The organism is Paenibacillus sp. FSL R5-0517 (genome assembly GCF_037974355.1).
Classification (GTDB): Bacteria; Bacillota; Bacilli; order Paenibacillales; family Paenibacillaceae; genus Paenibacillus.
Map to the genome: position 1 here is coordinate 2,794,927 of NZ_CP150235.1, position 18,576 is coordinate 2,813,502.

General features: G+C 47.2%; 16 protein-coding genes. 11 read left to right on the forward strand and 5 right to left on the reverse strand.

Going from position 1 to position 18,576, the window contains the following annotated elements; translation table 11 throughout:
• The first annotated feature begins 369 nt into the window (after positions 1–369).
• From MKX40_RS12730 to MKX40_RS12765, 8 genes are all read left to right on the forward strand, one after another.
• Positions 370–2,061, forward strand: coding sequence for an alpha-glucosidase (locus MKX40_RS12730; protein ID WP_339242026.1), 1,692 nt, complete (start codon positions 370–372; stop codon positions 2,059–2,061).
• Between the two features lie 96 nt (positions 2,062–2,157).
• Positions 2,158–2,850, forward strand: coding sequence for a metal-dependent hydrolase (locus tag MKX40_RS12735; RefSeq protein ID WP_339242027.1), 693 nt, complete (start codon positions 2,158–2,160; stop codon positions 2,848–2,850).
• A 238-nt stretch (positions 2,851–3,088) separates the two neighbouring features.
• The gene (gene dctA, locus MKX40_RS12740; protein WP_339242030.1) at positions 3,089–4,444 is read left to right on the forward strand and encodes a C4-dicarboxylate transporter DctA; all 1,356 of its coding nucleotides are present in this window, start codon (positions 3,089–3,091) and stop codon (positions 4,442–4,444) included.
• A 365-nt stretch (positions 4,445–4,809) separates the two neighbouring features.
• Positions 4,810–6,531, forward strand: a complete 1,722-nt coding sequence (treC, locus tag MKX40_RS12745) for an alpha,alpha-phosphotrehalase (RefSeq protein WP_339242032.1) — start codon at positions 4,810–4,812, stop codon at positions 6,529–6,531.
• A 28-nt stretch (positions 6,532–6,559) separates the two neighbouring features.
• Positions 6,560–8,578, forward strand: a complete 2,019-nt coding sequence (gene treP / locus MKX40_RS12750; RefSeq protein ID WP_339242033.1) for a PTS system trehalose-specific EIIBC component — start codon at positions 6,560–6,562, stop codon at positions 8,576–8,578.
• A 490-nt stretch (positions 8,579–9,068) separates the two neighbouring features.
• A complete protein-coding gene (locus tag MKX40_RS12755; protein ID WP_339242035.1) occupies positions 9,069–9,920 on the forward strand; it encodes a chemotaxis protein in 852 nt (283 codons plus the stop codon).
• 98 nt (positions 9,921–10,018) lie between these two features.
• The gene (locus MKX40_RS12760; protein WP_339242037.1) at positions 10,019–10,297 is read left to right on the forward strand and encodes a YkgJ family cysteine cluster protein; all 279 of its coding nucleotides are present in this window, start codon (positions 10,019–10,021) and stop codon (positions 10,295–10,297) included.
• 76 nt (positions 10,298–10,373) lie between these two features.
• Entirely contained in the window at positions 10,374–10,577 is a 204-nt protein-coding gene (locus tag MKX40_RS12765; RefSeq protein WP_339242039.1) for a hypothetical protein, read from the forward strand.
• 139 nt (positions 10,578–10,716) lie between these two features.
• Here the strand turns inward: MKX40_RS12765 and MKX40_RS12770 are convergent, their stop codons facing one another.
• Together MKX40_RS12770 and MKX40_RS12775 are read right to left on the reverse strand one after the other, a co-directional pair.
• Complete coding sequence (locus MKX40_RS12770; RefSeq protein ID WP_339242041.1) at positions 10,717–12,030, reverse strand: MFS transporter; 1,314 nt, start codon at positions 12,028–12,030, stop codon at positions 10,717–10,719.
• A gap of 77 nt (positions 12,031–12,107) precedes the next feature.
• A complete protein-coding gene (locus MKX40_RS12775; protein ID WP_339242043.1) occupies positions 12,108–12,812 on the reverse strand; it encodes an O-methyltransferase in 705 nt (234 codons plus the stop codon).
• Positions 12,813–12,949: 137 nt separating this feature from the next.
• On the opposite strand from MKX40_RS12775, the gene MKX40_RS12780 reads away from it, so the two are divergent.
• The gene (locus tag MKX40_RS12780; protein WP_339242045.1) at positions 12,950–13,846 is read left to right on the forward strand and encodes a LysR family transcriptional regulator; all 897 of its coding nucleotides are present in this window, start codon (positions 12,950–12,952) and stop codon (positions 13,844–13,846) included.
• Between the two features lie 47 nt (positions 13,847–13,893).
• Here the strand turns inward: MKX40_RS12780 and MKX40_RS12785 are convergent, their stop codons facing one another.
• Together MKX40_RS12785 and MKX40_RS12790 are read right to left on the reverse strand one after the other, a co-directional pair.
• Positions 13,894–14,610 (reverse strand): YoaK family protein, encoded by a 717-nt coding sequence (locus MKX40_RS12785; protein WP_339242047.1) that lies wholly within the window; start codon positions 14,608–14,610, stop codon positions 13,894–13,896.
• An 85-nt stretch (positions 14,611–14,695) separates the two neighbouring features.
• The gene (locus MKX40_RS12790) at positions 14,696–15,529 is read right to left on the reverse strand and encodes a prolyl oligopeptidase family serine peptidase (protein ID WP_339242050.1); all 834 of its coding nucleotides are present in this window, start codon (positions 15,527–15,529) and stop codon (positions 14,696–14,698) included.
• A gap of 301 nt (positions 15,530–15,830) precedes the next feature.
• On the opposite strand from MKX40_RS12790, the gene MKX40_RS12795 reads away from it, so the two are divergent.
• Both MKX40_RS12795 and MKX40_RS12800 read left to right on the forward strand, forming a co-directional pair.
• Positions 15,831–16,574 (forward strand): GTP pyrophosphokinase family protein, encoded by a 744-nt coding sequence (locus MKX40_RS12795; protein ID WP_062834047.1) that lies wholly within the window; start codon positions 15,831–15,833, stop codon positions 16,572–16,574.
• Between the two features lie 6 nt (positions 16,575–16,580).
• Positions 16,581–17,816, forward strand: a complete 1,236-nt coding sequence (locus MKX40_RS12800) for a multidrug effflux MFS transporter (RefSeq protein WP_339242052.1) — start codon at positions 16,581–16,583, stop codon at positions 17,814–17,816.
• Positions 17,817–17,910: 94 nt separating this feature from the next.
• Here MKX40_RS12800 and MKX40_RS12805 read toward each other — a convergent pair whose 3' ends face one another.
• Positions 17,911–18,549: a hypothetical protein gene (locus MKX40_RS12805; protein ID WP_339242054.1), complete on the reverse strand. Its 639-nt coding sequence runs from the start codon at positions 18,547–18,549 to the stop codon at positions 17,911–17,913.
• Positions 18,550–18,576: the final 27 nt, after the last annotated feature.

Below are 18,576 nucleotides of genomic sequence, written 5' to 3' on the forward strand. Positions count from 1 at the left end.
CCGCAGATCGCGGTCCATGACCGAGTCTTTTTGCATAAGAACCCTTTCATATGTTTACAAGGGAATCATTTCGGATAAAACATATTAACGGCTTATTTATATCGTATACAGAGATTATATATATAAATTGAACTAACATTTACACGAAACGGAGAGAACAGAAATAACCTGAAGAAGCGAATGCGTTCGCCTAAAAGCTTTCTGAAAGAAAGCTGCATCGGAAGCATAGGCTATACCTGGATTTTCCCTTTATTGGGGTAATTCATAAAATCTGGGGATAACAGCGATTGGAAGGTTGTTCTGTCATCGGAGTGTCCAGTGTAAATATCCTTTAGTTCAATTTATATATAGTACAAAGATGAAAGCGAGGTGGGCGATATCGTTTGGTGGAAAGAGAGTGTGGTATACCAGATTTACCCGAACAGCTTCAACGATTCGGACGGAGATGGGTATGGCGACTTGCAGGGGATCTGTGAGAAGCTCGATTATTTAGAGAATTTGGGCGTGGATGTGATATGGCTCTGTCCCATCTATGATTCACCAGGACATGATAACGGATACGATATACGTGATTATTACGCCATTCTGCGCAAGTATGGCACGATGGAGGATTTTGATCGACTCTTGGCAGAGGCACATAAGCGTGGTCTCAAGATCATGATGGATCTGGTGTTGAATCATACGTCGGATGAACATGCCTGGTTTGCCGAATCGCGGTCGTCAAAGATGAATCCGAAGCGGGATTATTATATTTGGCGTTCAGGCAAAAATGGCCAGGTGCCGAATAATTGGGAATCCTATTTTGGAGGTTCAGTGTGGAAGCATGATGCCGAAACGAATGAGTATTATCTTCATCTATACTCGGAACAGCAACCCGACCTCAACTGGAACAATGAACAGATGGCGGAAGAGATGTATGAGATGGTTCATTGGTGGCTGGAAAAAGGGGTAGACGGATTCCGTTTCGATGCAGTGGCGCATATCGCCAAGGCAGAGGGGCTGCCAAGTGCCCACAATCCGGACAATCTGCCAGTGGTTCCGGCATATCAGCTCTTTTCCAACCTGGAACAAGTCCATTCGATTCTGAAAAAGCTGAATAACATGATCCTGAAACCATACGGACCTATGACGGTTGGCGAGACTTCGGGACTTGGGCCTGAGCAAGCGCTGGCTTATGTGGGGACTGATCGTGATGAACTTAATATGGTATTCCAGTTTGAGCATATGTTCATCGATGCCAAATCTTCCGGAATTGGTAAGTGGAACTACAAGGAATGGAAATTGACTGATCTCAAAGAAATCATGAGCCGGTGGCAAACGGTTTTGCATGGTAGAGGCTGGAACGCCAATTATATGGGCAACCATGATCAGCCACGCCCGGTCTCCCGTTTTGGTGATGACGGTAAATATCGAGTGCGTTCTGCTCAGATGCTGGCCACGTGGATGCTTACACTTGAAGGAACACCTTATATCTATCAGGGAGAAGAGATCGGCATGACCAATGTCGCTTTTCCGAATATCGAGCAATACCGGGATATTGAGACGAAAAATTATTATAATCATTACATTGGTCAAGGTAAGTCGAAGCATGAAGTCATGCAGGCGATTTGGCTGAAGAGTCGCGATAATGCCCGTACGCCAATGCAATGGGATGATACGGAACACGCTGGATTTACTCAAGGTCAGCCCTGGATACAGGTGAATGATAATTATCCTGAGATTAACGTAGCTGATGCCGAAAGTGATCCACAATCCATTTTGCATTATTACAGAAAGCTGATTGCACTTCGCAAACAACATAAAGTGCTGATCTATGGCGCGTATGAACTACTGCTGCCGGATGATCCGGATATCTATGCCTATACACGAACGCTGGATGATGAGCAGATGTTGGTCATTTTGAATTTTCGTGGGCATGAGCCTGAGATGGAGTGGCCTGAAGGGTGGGATGCGGAGCATGCCAAGCTGATCATCAGCAATGTCAGCAGACGTTATTCTACCGATGAAGGTGCCATTCAGCTTCAACCATATGAAGCAAGGGTATATCGTAGGAAGCAGTGAGACGGAAGTTATCCATTTTTGCGTTGGTGAAGAGCTATGATTTATAATCAATAGTGGTTTCAAAATAATCAAAACATATGTCGGGAGGAATCCGAGTTGTTGAATATTACGTTCCATGGTCACTCCAGTGTACAGCTGGGCACAGAAGAAAAGTCACTGATCATTGATCCCTTCCTGCGTGGCAACGAGCTTGCCGTCACGAAGCCTGAAGATATCAAGACCGATGTTGTATTGCTGACACATGCACATATGGATCACATCCTTGATGCTGAACCTATCGCCAAAGCGAATAACGCCAAAGTTGTGGCTATTGTGGAATTGGCTACATATATGTCCTGGAAAGGTCTGGATACGCTCGGCATGAATATGGGCGGAACGGTGGATCTTGGCTTTGCTCAAGCCAAAATGATTCAGGCATTCCATACTTCCGGGATTGTGCTGGAAGAAGAACAACGGATTATGTATGCAGGTTTGCCTGCTGGATATATCATTACTATTGGTGGTAAAACGATTTTGCATGCAGGGGACACGAGTCTCTTCGGGGATATGAAAATGATTGGTGATCGTCATGACATTGATGTAGCTTTCTTGCCGATCGGTGGACATTTCACCATGGGACCTGAGGATGCACTGCAAGCGGCCGAATGGTTCAATGCCAAACTGACGATTCCGGTTCATTATGATACATTCCCGGTGATTCGTCAGGATGCGGAACACTTCGTGCAACAGCTGGCTGCAAAAGGGTTGGAAGGGCGTGTGTTGGCCCCGGGAGATTCTCTTACCCTGTAAACCACATTTAACCCCTGTTCAATAATAATTGTATTTTTGGATAAAGACGAATATCACGTCAAGATAACTGACGCGATATTCGTCTTTTTTCGGTTTCAGGTTCAATTTTCACCGATAGAGTTGGTACAAATGACAAAAACATTGAAATTCCATTGTTGAACTCTGGTTTGGAATGATATAAAAAGTTACACGGAAACCAAACGGAAATCCGAATTGACCGCAAACAGGGGGAGCGTTCATGTCATTTGTGAAATCACTTTTTTTTCAAATTATTGTCGCGGTAATCATCGGGATTGGGGTAGGCATCCTGTGGCCGGATCTGGGTAGCTTGCTGCAACCGCTCGGGACAGGGTTCATCAAATTGATCAAAATGATCATCGCACCATTGATATTCATGGTGATTGTCACAGGCATTGCCAAGATCGGAGATCTGAGTTCGGTAGGTCGTATCGGACTGAAAGCCATCGTGTGGTTCGAGATTGCAACTACAGTGGCGTTGGTGCTTGGATTGGGGACAGCCAATCTGCTTCGCCCAGGTGCCGGAATGAACGTAAACCCTTCAACCATAGACGCGAGTGGCATTGAAGCGAAAACGAATGGTTCCGAGTTACCGCACACGGTCGACTTTATTATGAATATTATTCCGACAAGTGTTGTGGATGCCTTCGCACAGAATGCACTTCTGCAAGTACTGCTCGTAGCCTGCCTGTTCGGGGTTGCGCTGGCAGCAACGGAGAGTAAGGCAAAAGAAAATGTACTGACGCTGATTGAGAACTTGCTCGGCATTGTGTTCCGCATCATCGGTTATATCATGAAACTTGCACCGATTGGTGCATTTGGAGCCATGGCCTACACGGTAGGAGCCTATGGGGCTTCCACATTGTCGTCCTTTGGTCTGTTGATTCTGGCCTGTTACGGTGCAGCACTGTTGTTTCTCATCATGTTGGCACTCGCTGCCTGGTGGATCACCGGGCTGAATTTCCTACAATTTGTGAAGTATACCCGTGCTGAAGTTATGCTGGCGATTGGAACAGGATCATCGGAAGTGGTGATGCCACGCATGATGGACAAACTAACCAAGGCGGGATGCGATCGTGCGGTTGTGGGTCTTGTGGTGCCGACGGGGTACTCGTTCAATCTGGATGGCGCTTCAATCTATTTATCATTGGCAACGGTATTTGTTGCTCAAGCCGTAGGGATAGAACTGACATTGATGCAGCAGATTACGATTCTGCTGGTGTTAATGTTAAGTTCCAAAGGTATGGCAGGAGTACCTGGCTCCGCATTTCTGGCCCTGTCCGCAACGGCAGTAGCCGTCAATGCTTTTCCGGTAGCAGCGGTTGCTCTGCTGCTTGGTGCAGACCGTTTTATGGATACAATGCGTGTTTTCACAAACCTGATGGGCAACTGTGTTGCAGCATTCGTGGTTGCAAAATGGGAAGGTTTGTTGGATCAAAAGCGAATGCGTGCCGTGCTGTCTGGGGAGATCAGTGCTGCTGAATTGGAAAGAGAAGAACAAGCTGCGCTCTCCTTACTGAAGTTGAATCTGCAGGACAAACAAGGGAAAGCTTCCGTTTCACCAGAGATGTCATAAGAGGCGTGGCTCCGCTGTGGTGATGAAGTCAAGTGACAGCAACCCTATGATAACAATCCATTACAAAAGTAAAAAACAGCAGAGTACATTTAAAAAGTTCAACCAAGATATACCGTCTGTTGCCCACACCACATGTAGGGAGAACAGACGGTTTTTTTTGTGCCAATACAGATATCATGGAGTTCACGAACGCTGATTCCAAAATAAATGTTACAGAGGAAAGGTTTATGGGGAATGTGTAGAAGAGGCGAAGAATAACCATATTATAGTTTCAACTTGTATATACATGTTTAGTTATGTAATATAGATATGAAGTTAACCGAGAACATCACATGAGAGCATTACAATTTATTGGAGGCGTTAACATGAGTTCTAACAATACAACTCCGTCATCTTGGTGGAAGACATCAACGGTGTATCAGGTCTATCCGAAGAGTTTTAATGATACAACCGGATCGGGTACCGGAGATATTCGTGGATTAACCGAGAAGCTTGATTATTTGCAGCATCTGGGTATCGATATTGTGTGGTTGCAGCCGGTATATGTATCCCCGCAACATGATAATGGATATGACGTAGCGGACTATTACCGGATTAATCCGGATTATGGGACGATGGAGGATTTTGACGAGCTGTTGAAAGGTCTGAAGGCTCGCGATATGAAACTGATGATTGATATCGTGGTGAATCACTCTTCGACCGATCATGAGTGGTTCCAGCAATCCCGCTCTTCCAAGGATAATCCGTATCGGGATTATTATATTTGGAAAGATCCTGCCCCGGATGGCGGTGTGCCGAACAACTGGCAATCCAAGTTCGGTGGACCTGCTTGGCAGTATGACGAACTGACGGGACAATATTTCCTGACTTTATTTGATAAAACGCAGGCAGATCTGAATTGGGAGAATGAGGAAGTACGCAAAGCAGTACGGGATATGATTAAGTTTTGGGCTGAAAAGGGTGTAGACGGTTTCCGTATGGACGTGATCAACCTAATCTCCAAAGATCAGCGCTTCCCGGATGACGATGGCAGCGTATCACCTGGTGATGGACGCAAGTACTACACGGATGGACCGCGTGTACATGAATATATCACCGAGATGTACGACGAAGTATTCGGACCGTACAACATGGTGACTGTCGGAGAAATGTCCTCCACAACACTGGAACATTGTATCCGATATTCGAACCCGGCTTCCCGGGAGTTTTCAATGACGTTCAACTTCCATCACCTGAAAGTGGATTATCCGAATGGTCAGAAGTGGGAACTGATGCCGTATGATTTTGAAGCGATGAAGCAGCTCTTCAGTGAGTGGCAGACAGGCATGCAGGCGGGTGGAGGATGGAACGCGCTGTTCCTGAATAACCATGATCAGCCGCGAGCACTGTCCCGATTCGCTGATGATGGTGACTATCGTGCCGAGAGTGCCAAGATGCTCGCGACAACGATACACGGAATGCAAGGTACGCCTTATGTATACCAGGGTGAAGAGATCGGAATGCCGAATCCAGTCTGGAATGACGTTAGCGAGTTCCGCGATATCGAATCGACGAACATGTACCGCTTGCTTCAGGAAGAACGAGGGAAATCAGCGGAGGAAGCGTTCGAGATCGTGAAGGAGCGTTCCCGGGACAACTCCCGCACACCGATGCAATGGAATGGAAGTCAGAACGCCGGCTTCACTACGGGAACACCTTGGCTGAAGGTGGATGAGCGGTATCCTTCCATTCACGTGGAACAGCAGCTGGCTGACCCGGATTCGATCTACTACCATTACCGCAGATTGATTGCCCTGCGTAAACAGGTAAACGTGCTGATCGACGGTCTGTATGAACGCTTGGATGATGCCCACCCGGATGTATTTGCGTACGCACGGACCAATGGAAGTGAAACCCTGATTGTTGTATCCAACTTCAGTAAACGAGACGTCACGTTCTCGCTTCCGGAAGCGGTCTGGAATGATCACATTGCAGGCAAATCAGCTGAATTACTCATTGGTAATACAGAGGCGGCCCCTGCTCTGACGCAGGAAATCTTGCTCAGTCCGTATGCATCCTATATGTGGCTTGTACCACAACAGGACTAATCATATTTTATAAATAGGAAGTGACACTATGGCAATTGATAAAAAACAGGTTGAGGAGATCGTCCGGGCAGTCGGCGGCAAAGAGAATATTGAAGCTGCAACACACTGTGTTACACGACTCCGGTTTGCCTTGCATGATGAGAGTAAAGTGGATACCGAAAGCCTGGATCAGAATGATCTGGTTAAAGGACAGTTCTCTTCCCAGGGACAATTCCAGGTCGTTATTGGGCCTGGTCTGGTGGATAAGGTCTATGATGAGATGATTCAGATTACCGGTGGAGATCGTTCTTCCAAGGATGATGTGAAGGCGGTTGCTGGTAAAAAGCAAAATCCAATTCAGCGAGCGATTAAAACACTCTCGGATATTTTCATTCCAATCTTGCCAGCGATCATCACGGCAGGTCTTTTGCTCGGGATTAATAACATTCTGACAGGTCCAGGCATTTTCTTTGATGGAAAATCACTGGTGGATGTCTACCCAGCCTGGAAAGATCTTGCGTCCATTATTAATACGATTGCAAGTACAGCCTTCACGTTCCTGCCGGCTCTCATTGGTTGGGCAGCTGTAAAAAGGTTCGGCGGCAGTCCGCTGCTCGGGATCGTGCTTGGTCTCATTCTGGTACATCCCGATCTGCTGAGTGCATACGGTTATGCTGATGCCGTGAATAATGGCACAGTACCAACATGGAATTTGTTTGGTTGGGAGATTGAGAAGATCGGTTACCAAGGGCAGGTTCTGCCGGTACTGGTATCGGCCTATCTGCTTGCGAAGATGGAAATTTTCCTGAACAAAAGAGTTCATGATTCGATTAAACTGCTGGTCGTTGCACCAGTTACATTGCTGATTACCGGATTCCTGGCATTTACGATTATTGGACCGGTTACATTCGCCATTGCGAATGCAATTACATCCGGCTTGATCTATGTATACGATTCATACGCGGCGCTGGGTGGTCTGATCTACGGTGGTCTATATGCTCTGCTCGTCATCACCGGTATGCATCACACATTCCTTGCGGTGGATGTTCAGCTCATTGGTAGCCAGGGTGGTACGTTCCTGTGGCCGATGCTGGCATTGTCCAATATCGCACAAGGTTCAGCGGCACTTGCGATGATGCTTGTCCTGCGTGAGAAGAAAATGAGAGGACTTGCGGCAACATCCTCGGTGTCGGCCTTCCTCGGGGTTACTGAGCCGGCGATCTTCGGAGTAAATATCCGTTACCGTTATCCGTTTATCTTCGGTATGGTCGGTTCCGCAATTGGTGGTGTGCTGCTGACGATCAATAATGTTCAGGCAACTTCCATCGGTGTAGGTGGTGTACCGGGCTTCCTGTCGATTTTCCCGAACAAGTGGGGCGTCTTCTTCATCGGCATGGCGATCGTCTTGGTGGTACCGTTTGTACTGACGGTCCTTTTTGGCAGAGCCAAACTGAGAAAAGAAGATCGTAATGCAAGCAACGGAACGGATGCTGAGCCTACAGCGGCTACATCGCAATCTGCTTCGGCGGTTACCTCTTCCACTGCCAAAACTGAACCAAACCAGCGCACACGTAGTGCAGCTCAAGTAGGGGACGAAGCAGTGAATACGCTGGAAATTATGGCACCATTAACAGGCCAGGCCGTGTCACTGGAGCAAGTACCTGATCCGGCTTTTGCCGAGAAACAGATGGGTGAAGGTGTAGCCATTGAGCCTTCCGGCAACCTGGTCGTAGCTCCGTTCGATGCTCAAGTCGCTCATGTGATCAAGAGTAAACATGCCGTGATTCTTGAACACGCGAGTGGACTACAAGTTCTGATCCATGTCGGGATTAATACGGTATCGCTCAAGGGTGAAGGTTTCAACATGCATGTCGAAGCTGGCGAGCACGTAAAGGCTGGGCAAAAGTTGTTGGAATTTGATCGTAAGGTCATTGAAGATGCGGGATATCCGCTGATTACACCGATTATCATTCCAGATGGCCAAGATATGGTTGAACGGGTAGAAGTCACAACAGGTGATGTTACCTCTAATCAAAATGGTGTGTTGAAGGTCCATCTGAAAGGTTAATTAAATATAACAACATGAAGGGGCTGCGTGATGTGCAGCTCCTTTTTGCAGTATGATCGTTATTTCCATGGTTATCATGGTAAACTGTATATAAAATGGAAGAATCACATTTTTGAAATACAGGTTCCTATATAAATTGAACTAAACATTTACACAAAACGGAGAGGACAGAGAGGACCTGAAGAAGCGGAGCTAAAAGCTTTCTGAAAGAAAGCTGCTTCGAAAGCATACACTTCGCCTGCAAGCTTTCTGCAAGAACGCTACATCGGAAACATATGCTATCCCCGGATTTACCCTTTATAAAAGGAATAAATAAATCTGGGGATAACAGCGATCGGAAGGTTGTTCTGTCATCGGAGTGTGCAGTGTAAATATTCTTTAGCTCATTTTATATAGTATGTTTTCTAATAAAACATGCTTCAGGCATGTTCGAGTGGTGGCGTTCATATGGTGGAGTAAGAGATCCTAGCGATCGATGAGGAGGAGAGCCATGACACGTATTGCGGTGATGGTCATTCATGGGCTGGGTATGCGGAAGGATGGGTACGCGGACAAGCTGATTACTTCTTTGCATAAGGAATTGGACAAGGTGATGGTCTTGCCTGGAGCCTCCAAACAGATGCTGGATATTGAGCCCGTATATTGGGCGGATGTATTTGAGGAGCGGGAAGAGATGTTGTTTCAACAGCTCGTCAGCTCTCCGGGATTGAATTACCAGTCGCTGCGACGATTTGTCATCCATTACCTGGCTGACGCGGTTGCATATCAACCTGTGGAAAATCAAGGCCATAACTATGATGCCGTACATCGAACGTTGAATCAGGCGATGCATACCCTTGCACAGCGTAACGGACCCGAAGCTCCGCTCTGTGTAGTTGCCCATAGTTTGGGTGCCGTAATCGCGAGTAACTTCTTCTATGATCTGCAATATCCGTCCAGTCGTATTCCTGAGGTTGTGGATGTGAGCTCGGCGTTGGAGCGGGGGGATACGCTTACTAATTTTTACTCGTTTGGTACAACCCTGCCTTTATGGAGTTTGCGTTACCATGACTTTAGTTGCCCAATTCAGGTGCCCTCTGCCCAGGTGAATCAGTATTATGCCGGACTGGAAGGGGAGTGGGTGAACTTCTACGATCGGGATGATATTCTGGGTTATCCATTACGCCCCATTGATCCGGCTTATGAGAAAGCGGTCAAAGAAGACATTGAAGTGAACTCCGGCGGCGTAGCTATGAGTTGGAATCCGCTAAGCCATGGAGGGTATTTTTCCAATCGAAGCATGAATCGGAGAATCGCGCAGGGGCTTGCACGAACCTGGACCTGGATAAATCGTTCAATATAAAAGATTATTACTTCATCCCATCTTCTTGATACTGAAAACCGATCTTTTTGAACATGTATTGTAAGTACTATAAGTATTGAAATGAGGAGGGAATACGTATGGAATGCAGGACAGGCTGTGCCGCATGTTGTATCGCCATTTCCATATCATCACCGATACCGGGCATGGCTCATGGCAAGCCGGCAGGTGTACGTTGTGTGCAGCTTACAGATGATAATCGCTGCGGAATTTTTGGCCAAAAAGAGCGACCTGCCGTATGCAGTGGATTGCAGGCTGAGGAAGAGATGTGCGGTAGCACCGATCAGGAAGCATTTGATATTCTAACCTGGTTGGAGCAAGAAACTGCACCGACTGTCATTGCACCGAAAGTCGTTTGATTGACTTGTTTTAATTAAATAGGATAATTATACTTAATATGGAAGAAGGTAGATCTGGAGAGGAGATGCGAATACAATGGGGCTTGTTAAACGTTTTGTATTGGTTGTTGTGAATATGATCGGAGAGTTATGGATGGGCTTTTACCGACGTAACTCGGATTATTATGACCATCAGACTTCGGGGTCCAAGAGCAAGATGGGGTATTATGCATTTATTATTGGGGCAACGGTAGTTACGGTAGGCATTGTGGGCTGGATGTACAATCGAATTTATTCATAGGTCGTCATTTTGCTTATGATCGAACATGCCTAATGTCGCTGAAGTGAAGTCTGTACAAATAAAAGAGAGTATCCGCAGGATGTGATATCAAGAGGGTACTCTCTTTGGCATGGGAACAATCATGCTGTTATTGTCCAGTTCATGCTTCTCTTGCGAGAGAGGCAGCCGAAGGCTTGGGTTCTCTGAACATTACGTAGTACATCAATGATGAAATGACATATAAACTGCCTGTGATGCTGAATGTGATCGCGTAACCCCAGTACGTTCCGTATGTGGTGACCAGATGGGATTGAACAGGGCCCATGGTAGCCCATCCAATCATGAAAGCTGTCTGCATCAGTGAATTGGCGATCCCGCGGCGCTTGTCCGAGATGCGATCCACCAGGATGGCTGAATGAATGGGATTGGCTGCATTCATCAACGCTTGTCTGAATAAGAAACTCAATGAAGCGATGAACAGCAGGTTGGTGAAACCTGTTAATAGAAGGAAGGGCAGCGACATAACCTGGAAAATGACTACGGCTCGTACACTCCCGACCCTTGCGGCCAGGGTAGGACCAATTAGCATGGATACTATCGTCATAATCTGACCAAGTGCAATCAGCAGACTCATGCCACTCAGAGATACCGAGAAGCGATTGGTGAAATACAGATTTAGGTATGGGACAACCAGTCCTGAACCTAATCCGATTAATAACTGGGTTACTACAAACTGACCAATCAGTCGGGAATCTTTTTTCTTGGTGACTGAATCATTTGTGCTTACGGTATTTGTCAAACGTTCTTTAAGATCTGCATTGGGTTGAGGATCAGATTGCGCCGAAGTGGTTGTCTGCGGGACGGCCTTGTCCTCGGTTACAAATAACAGTGGAATGAATGCAGCGAGTGTTGCTGCACCACCAACAAATAATACCGTCTGAAGTCCCGTCACTTTGGCGAGTCCTGCCGTATGTAACAAATCTGCGAATACACCGCCACCTAGGCTACCAAGCACCTGGGAAGCAAGCACAAGGGATGAATAATAACTGAACATCTTCAGCCGCTGGCTTTTCTTGACGTTTTCCGCTAGATAAGGAATGGCCAGTACTTGGAATACACCAGCGAAAAGGCCGGAAAATACCGCGAACCAGATCAGTCCTGTAGCTGAATAATCGAAGGAGCGTCCGATCAGGAAGATTCCGCTGAACAACGCCCCGGTAATGAGCAGCCGCTTGCGACTGAACAGATCACCACATAGACCGATAGGAACAAACATAATGGCTGTTGCGAGTGATTGAATACTTACGATCTGGCCGTTCATTGTATCATTATAACCCAGCCCCTGAATGTACAGATTGTACAAGACAGAGAACATGCCATTTCCGATCTGATACAGAATGCTTGCCAGGAAAAAAAGTTGAATATTGCGGGACCAGCCGCGAATTTCAGCATGAATCTGTTGTAAAACTCTCAAGTGGTTCCCTCCAGTCTGCCTGTGCAGTCATTCCAGTTTAACAGGAAAGGGGAATTTGCGGAAGAATTGACCACTGTTTATTTTGGTTCAGGGTTATCCAACACACGAGCAATGACGAATCCATCGTAACCTTTGCTTCCCACCGTTTGCAGTGCTGTAGCTTCAAGCCGGGGGTGATCCGCGATTAACTGCAGGAATGATCGAACGCCTTGAACTCTGGGGTCCGTGCTGTCCGTGCGAATCACTTCACCGTCTCTGACGATATTGTCACCAATAATAAGACTTCCCGGTCGAGTCAGTCTCAGGGCCCATCTCAGATAATCGGGATTACTCGGTTTGTCAGCATCGATGAAGATCATATCAAACGGTTCCCTGTATTCTTCCTGAACATCGGGAAGGGTGATTAAGGCAGGACCAACTCTCAGATCAACTTTGTGCATAAGTCCTGCACGTGTGATATTGGTTCGCGCCAAGTCCGCATGGCGTGATTCCGATTCCAGGGAGACGATACGTCCGTGTTCCGGCAGCGTTCTTGCCATCCAGATGGTACTATAGCCCCCTAATGTGCCGATTTCAAGTACACGGGATGCGCCTTGGATTTGCAGCAGAAGCTGGAGTAACTTTCCTTGATTGGGTGTTACGTCATGAGCGGGCAGTCCAGCTTCGGCATTGGTTTGCAATGTTTGCTCCAGCAGGGAATCGGAGGGGATCAGCAGATCGTTCATGTAGTCATCGACTTGGGTCCAGGTATGCTGGAGATCGGTTGTATTTGTATTTTTCATCTTCAATGTTCCTTCCTTGGTTCTTGTATTGGATTTCATAATTCAACTATAGCTGGAGTAAATGTATAAATAAAATATATATTATGTATGTTAATATAAATTTAAGTTATGTATTTGATATGGAAGAGGTGTAACACATGAATCTGCATGGATTACGATTATTTCATGCCATCGTGAGATATGGCGGGGTCACTCGTGCCGCAGAGGAACTGAATATTAGTCAGCCTGCTGTATCTTCCCAGGTGAAAAAGTTTGAACGTGAATTGGGAATTCAGCTTTTTGTTTCGGAGGGGAGAAAACTGGTGCTTACGGATGCAGGGATACAGTTAACAGGTTATGCGGAACGGCTGTTCATGCTGGAGCAGGATGTCGAGAATTTTGTGCAGGATTTTCGGGAGGGCAAAAAAGGACTGATCCGTCTTACTGCAACCTATTTGCCTTCAAATTTTCTATTGCCAGGCTGGATTGCGCGGTTCAAGCAAATGCACGAGGATGTAGAGATTGTTGTGAGTACAACCAATACCCGGATGGCATTTGACCAGTTACTTCGCTATGAGGCAGAGATTGCAGTGTATGGTGGGAGTGGTATTACACATGTGGGTGTCCAATGGGACGAATTGTTTGACGATGAGATGTGGTTTGTTGTGCACCCAGACCATCCGTATGCGGGCCAAGAAATTGAGCTGCATGAGATGATGGCAGAACCGTTCATCATGCGCGAAGAAGGCAGTGCTACTCGTGAGCGACTCGTGTCCCTATGCACAACCAATAACCTGGCCGCTCCCCGCATTGCGCTTCAGTTCAACGGGCTGAATGAAACGATCAGTGCGGTGAAGGCAGGTTATGGGGCCAACTTCATATCTTCTTTGGTTGTGAAGGAAGATGTGCGGCAAGGTAAGCTCGCACGTGTGTTCGTTCGAGAAGTACAGCTGAGAAATACGGTTGCCGTATGTACACGAGCAGGGGAAGTGTTGTCACCTGCTGCACAGCATCTGGTCAAGTTTATTCGGCAAGAAGCTGCATTGATGAAATAAATAGTGCGATTGCACTTAAAGGATTAAGAGGGTTGCTTATTCGGTATTTAACCTTCACTTTGTTGTGAAGTTCCCCATGCGTGTAATCGGGCGTACAGGGTTACACCGCCAATGATCAGGACGGGAATCCAGACTGCGATCATGGGCACACGGTGGAATAGCAGTGCGGCTGCAATGACACCGACCAAATAGATGACAACAGCACCTGCACGAAGGTAGGCGTCTGTAGACAGGGCTGTGACTAACGATCGAATATTAGCATGTCGCAGTCTTTTAAGGATGCTTACGGTGTCCTCAACCACAGCGGCCAAATTATTGGTTAGCACGGTTGTTGAGATGCCAGCAATGCCGATTCGACGTGCCGCAGTTGTTTGCATTCCCATGGCAACGGCCAGGATGACAATTAACAGGTAGGACAGTTGTTCTGAAAATGGGCTAATCATGGCGATTGCAAACAGAAGGAGCAATATGCTTTCAACTGTAAATACGGCGGTAACCTTAGTAGACCAGCCATTTTTGGTCTGCACAGGTCCAACCATATGTGCTGCAATGGCATTGCCCGCAATAAAACCAATGAGAGCAAGCAGTGACCGGAGCACAACAAATTCCTGAGCTCGGGCAATGGCAATACCCAATAAAACAATATTTCCTGTCATGTTGGCTGTCAGCACATGCCCCAGTCCCAGATATCCGATCAGATCCACCATTCCGGCAGACATACAGAGAAGCAGCATGGCGTATTTTTGGAGGGTACTTTGATTCATTCTATCCGTCCTTTCAAAAGAAACGTAGCCCATCCAGTATACAGCCATAACCCATGCTTCTTCAAAATGAAATTCATAGCGCTGGCTAAGGTGCAGCGAGCCAATCAAACATATTGTTTACCGCAGATTCATGTATTTTCTCGTGAAAATGATGATCCTGCCCGCCATAAGCGTGGAATGTGACGTTTGCACCTCGGCGCTTAAGCCAGTGATACATTCGGGTTCCATGGCTATAATTCACCTGTGTATCCGATGTACCATGCATGATCAGCACCGGACAAGATAGTTTGTTCGCTTTGGATAAGGGAGAACGGGCGAGGTACGCTTCCGGAGCTGCGCGGGGGGAACCACCTAATACCCGCTTCAATGTGCGCCTCAGATCGGTTCGCTCATGGTAAGTGCGTTCCACATCGGAAACACCGCTCCAAAGAACTAATTTATGTACTTTATCCGGTCCCTCATTGTAGGCAGTTGCCGTATGTACAGCATTAATGGCCCCACGCGAGAACCCCATTAACGATATACGTTTCGGGTCGACAAAAGGTAAACGCTGTATCAACCGATAAGCAGCATGCACATCTTCGGCATCTTTTCCGCCGTACTCGTCACGACCTTCACCGCCTTCGTTGCCACGATAGGATGGGGCGAACACGATATAACCTTGTTGTACAAACTGCTCAAGCCAAACGGTATTTACCCCGCCATAGCTGCCAAGTCCGCCGCGACAATAGATCAGCGCTGGCCACTGTTCCTGTGGGTGTGCGATATCAGGTATGTTTGCAGCAGGGTAGTCGCTGGCGAGTGGTTGCAGATGTAGAGAATTAAGTGTGGAAGTGAAGTCCGGAAAGGCAGATGAGACTGAGCGGGGATAAGAAGATTCATATATCGTGATATCAGGTAATGAACAACCTCGTGGCAAGAATAAATAAGCTTTAACCCGAAGTGTATCGGATGAATACGTCACTTGATAGAGCAGGGTGATTCACCTCTTTTATTAGTCATGAACGGCAAATGAACGGCCCTTTGACAGGGATGCTTCTATATGATGCTCGTTTAATAATTTCCCATACCTTCCAAGCTAAATCGCCAGCCCGAAGGTGAGAAATTCGTTTATTGGCTTCAGATGATTTATAATGGTTCAGGAGACATGTGGATTGACCGCTTGTCCTCATATTCATAAAACTAACTTTAGTGTGCAGAAAGAAAGGAAGAAAGCCATGATGAATGCTCCACATCCAATCGATCAATTCAAGAAATTTAAATATGAAATTACGAGATTTATGATGATCTATAAATTTGCTCTGGATCAAATGGAGACCAAAATTGAAGTATTGAAGGAAGAATTCCAGTCTCTGCATGATTACAGTCCAATTGAGCATACAAAGTCCAGACTGAAATCTCCTGAGAGCATTATGAACAAGATGTTCCGCAAAAATCATGAGTTAACGTTTGAGAGCATCAAGCAAAATATCAAGGATATCGCCGGGGTACGGATTACATGTTCCTTTATCTCGGACATCTATCGCATTAAGGATATGCTGTGCAACCAGAGCGATCTGCGTGTACTGGAGGTCAAAGACTACATCGAGAATCCGAAACCAAATGGCTACCAAAGCCTTCACCTCCTGGTGGAAGTGCCTGTGTACATGTCCAATGGCGAGGAACGAGCATGTGTGGAGATTCAGATTCGTACGATCGCGATGGATTTCTGGGCGAGTCTAGAGCATAAGATTTTTTATAAATACAATAAGGATGTTCCCGAGCATTTGACGAGAGAGCTAAAGAGTGCGGCAGACTCCGCCAATGCACTGGATCAACAGATGGAACGACTTCACCGGGAAATTCAGGAGATTAAGGACGCCGAGAACGAGCGGGATGAAGAAGAACTGCGCCGTATCATTATTAACAACCAACAGTTCACACTGCCGTCCAACTTGCTCAAACTGCTGGGTAGCGGGGAGTAGTACTCGATGAAAAGTACAATAGCTTCATTGAACACGAATCCCACATCCCGTGTACGGATGGCTTTAATTCTGGGGACGCTGTCGGCCTTCGGGCCGTTGTCCCTGGATATGTATTTACCCGCATTACCTACACTGGCTGATGAGTTCGGTTCATCGACCTCCTATGCTCAACTCAGTCTGACGGCGTGTATGATTGGACTTGCGGTGGGGCAGCTGCTTGCCGGACCTCTAAGTGATGTACGTGGTCGGCGAACACCGCTCATTGCAGGACTTATGCTCTATACTATAGCTTCCATACTCTGCTTGGTTAGCCCTACGATGGGCTCTTTTGTTGTGCTGCGGTTCATTCAGGGTGTAGCTGGAGCGGCTGGGATTGTCATCTCGCGCGCAATCGTCAGAGACGTATATTCAGGCCCGGAACTTACACGGTTCTTTTCCCTGTTAATGCTGATTAACGGCGTAGCCCCAATTGCTGCACCGATCATTGGTGGACAATTGTTGACATATACGTCGTGGCGTGGCGTATTTATTTTGCTTAGCCTCATCGGTATATTGACGCTGTTGGCTGTTATTTTCGGCCTTGGAGAGACATTGCCCTCCAACCGCAGATCAAGCGGGGGATTGAAACAGACGTTGATTACGTTTCGTCAAATCGCAGGCGATCGTCAGTTTATGGGTTATGCGTTGACCCAGGGTTTCGTAGCGGCTGGTATGTTTGCCTACATATCCGGTTCACCGTTTGTACTTCAGAAAATATATGGGGTATCCCCGCAAATGTTTAGTATCTGCTTTGCCATCAACGGGCTTGGCATTATTCTGGCCAGTCAGGTTGCCGGCAGACTTGCAGGTAAGGTATCTGAAACCCGCCTGTTAATCGCGGGGCTGCTAACCGCGGCCCTGGGAGGCACATCACTGCTCATCGCCATTCTGGCGGGAGGTAATCTAATCTCTGTACTGATTCCGTTATTTTTGGTGGTATCCAGTGTTGGACTGGTCAATACTGCGTCCTTCGCTCTGGCGATGGCCAATCAGGAGAAGTCGGCAGGAAGTGCGTCTGCGCTTATTGGTGTGATGACGTTCCTGTTCGGTGGCATTGTCGCTCCGCTAGTTGGTCTCGGAGGAGAAGGTACAGCTGTGCCAATGGGAATCGTTATCGCGTGTGCGGATCTCGGTGCCTTGCTGATTTATTTCCTAATGGTCAGTCGGGGCAGGAAGCGTCAGATGGATCAGACGTTGAGTTAACGATACGGATTCTTTGATTAAAAGAACGAACAAGAGCCTCACTTGGAAGAAATCATACTTCCAAATGAGGCTCTTGCTGTCGCTAAGGACAAGTTTAGCAGAGCGCAAACAAAATCTGTGTATTGGACAGTATGCCTGGCGTGAGGAATGGATAGAAGTACCCCACTACAAAACCGAACAGATTGATGGCAGGCCACATCAGGTACACATCATTGTATGTGAAGACAAGGGACCATCGGTTATAGCAAAAGTTGGGCAGTGCACGTTCTTCGTTTTCTCGCGGTGCCGCTGCACCCGTCTGTGCAAATTGTACAGCTTGAGTGAGACTTTGCGGCTGTTGCTGGAGGAAGAGTGGAAGCAGACCCGGGCTGCTTTTGATCAGGTTATACAGAAAAAGCATCTCTGCGGGAGGCTGACCTACCGGACGCGGATAGGCGCTAAGCAGCGTTGGCAGATTGCCTTGTGCCAGTTGCGCAGGTACGCCCGGTGCTGTACCCGGAATGCCTCCAGGAATATATGGACCTGGTCCTCCGCTTGGAATGAATGGAGGATAGGAGCCTTGACCTCCAGGGGTACCCGGATACGTCTGACCACCCGGTATGCCGCCACCGCCACCTCCTGGGAATAGTGGAGGCAATTGAAAGGAGCGGTCTTCTCCATAACTTAGATAAGGACTATATTCGTAATACATGTATAGAACATCCTTCCTGTCGTCGTATTCTGCATTCAGCATATGGCGGCATCCGCCTATACGTGAATG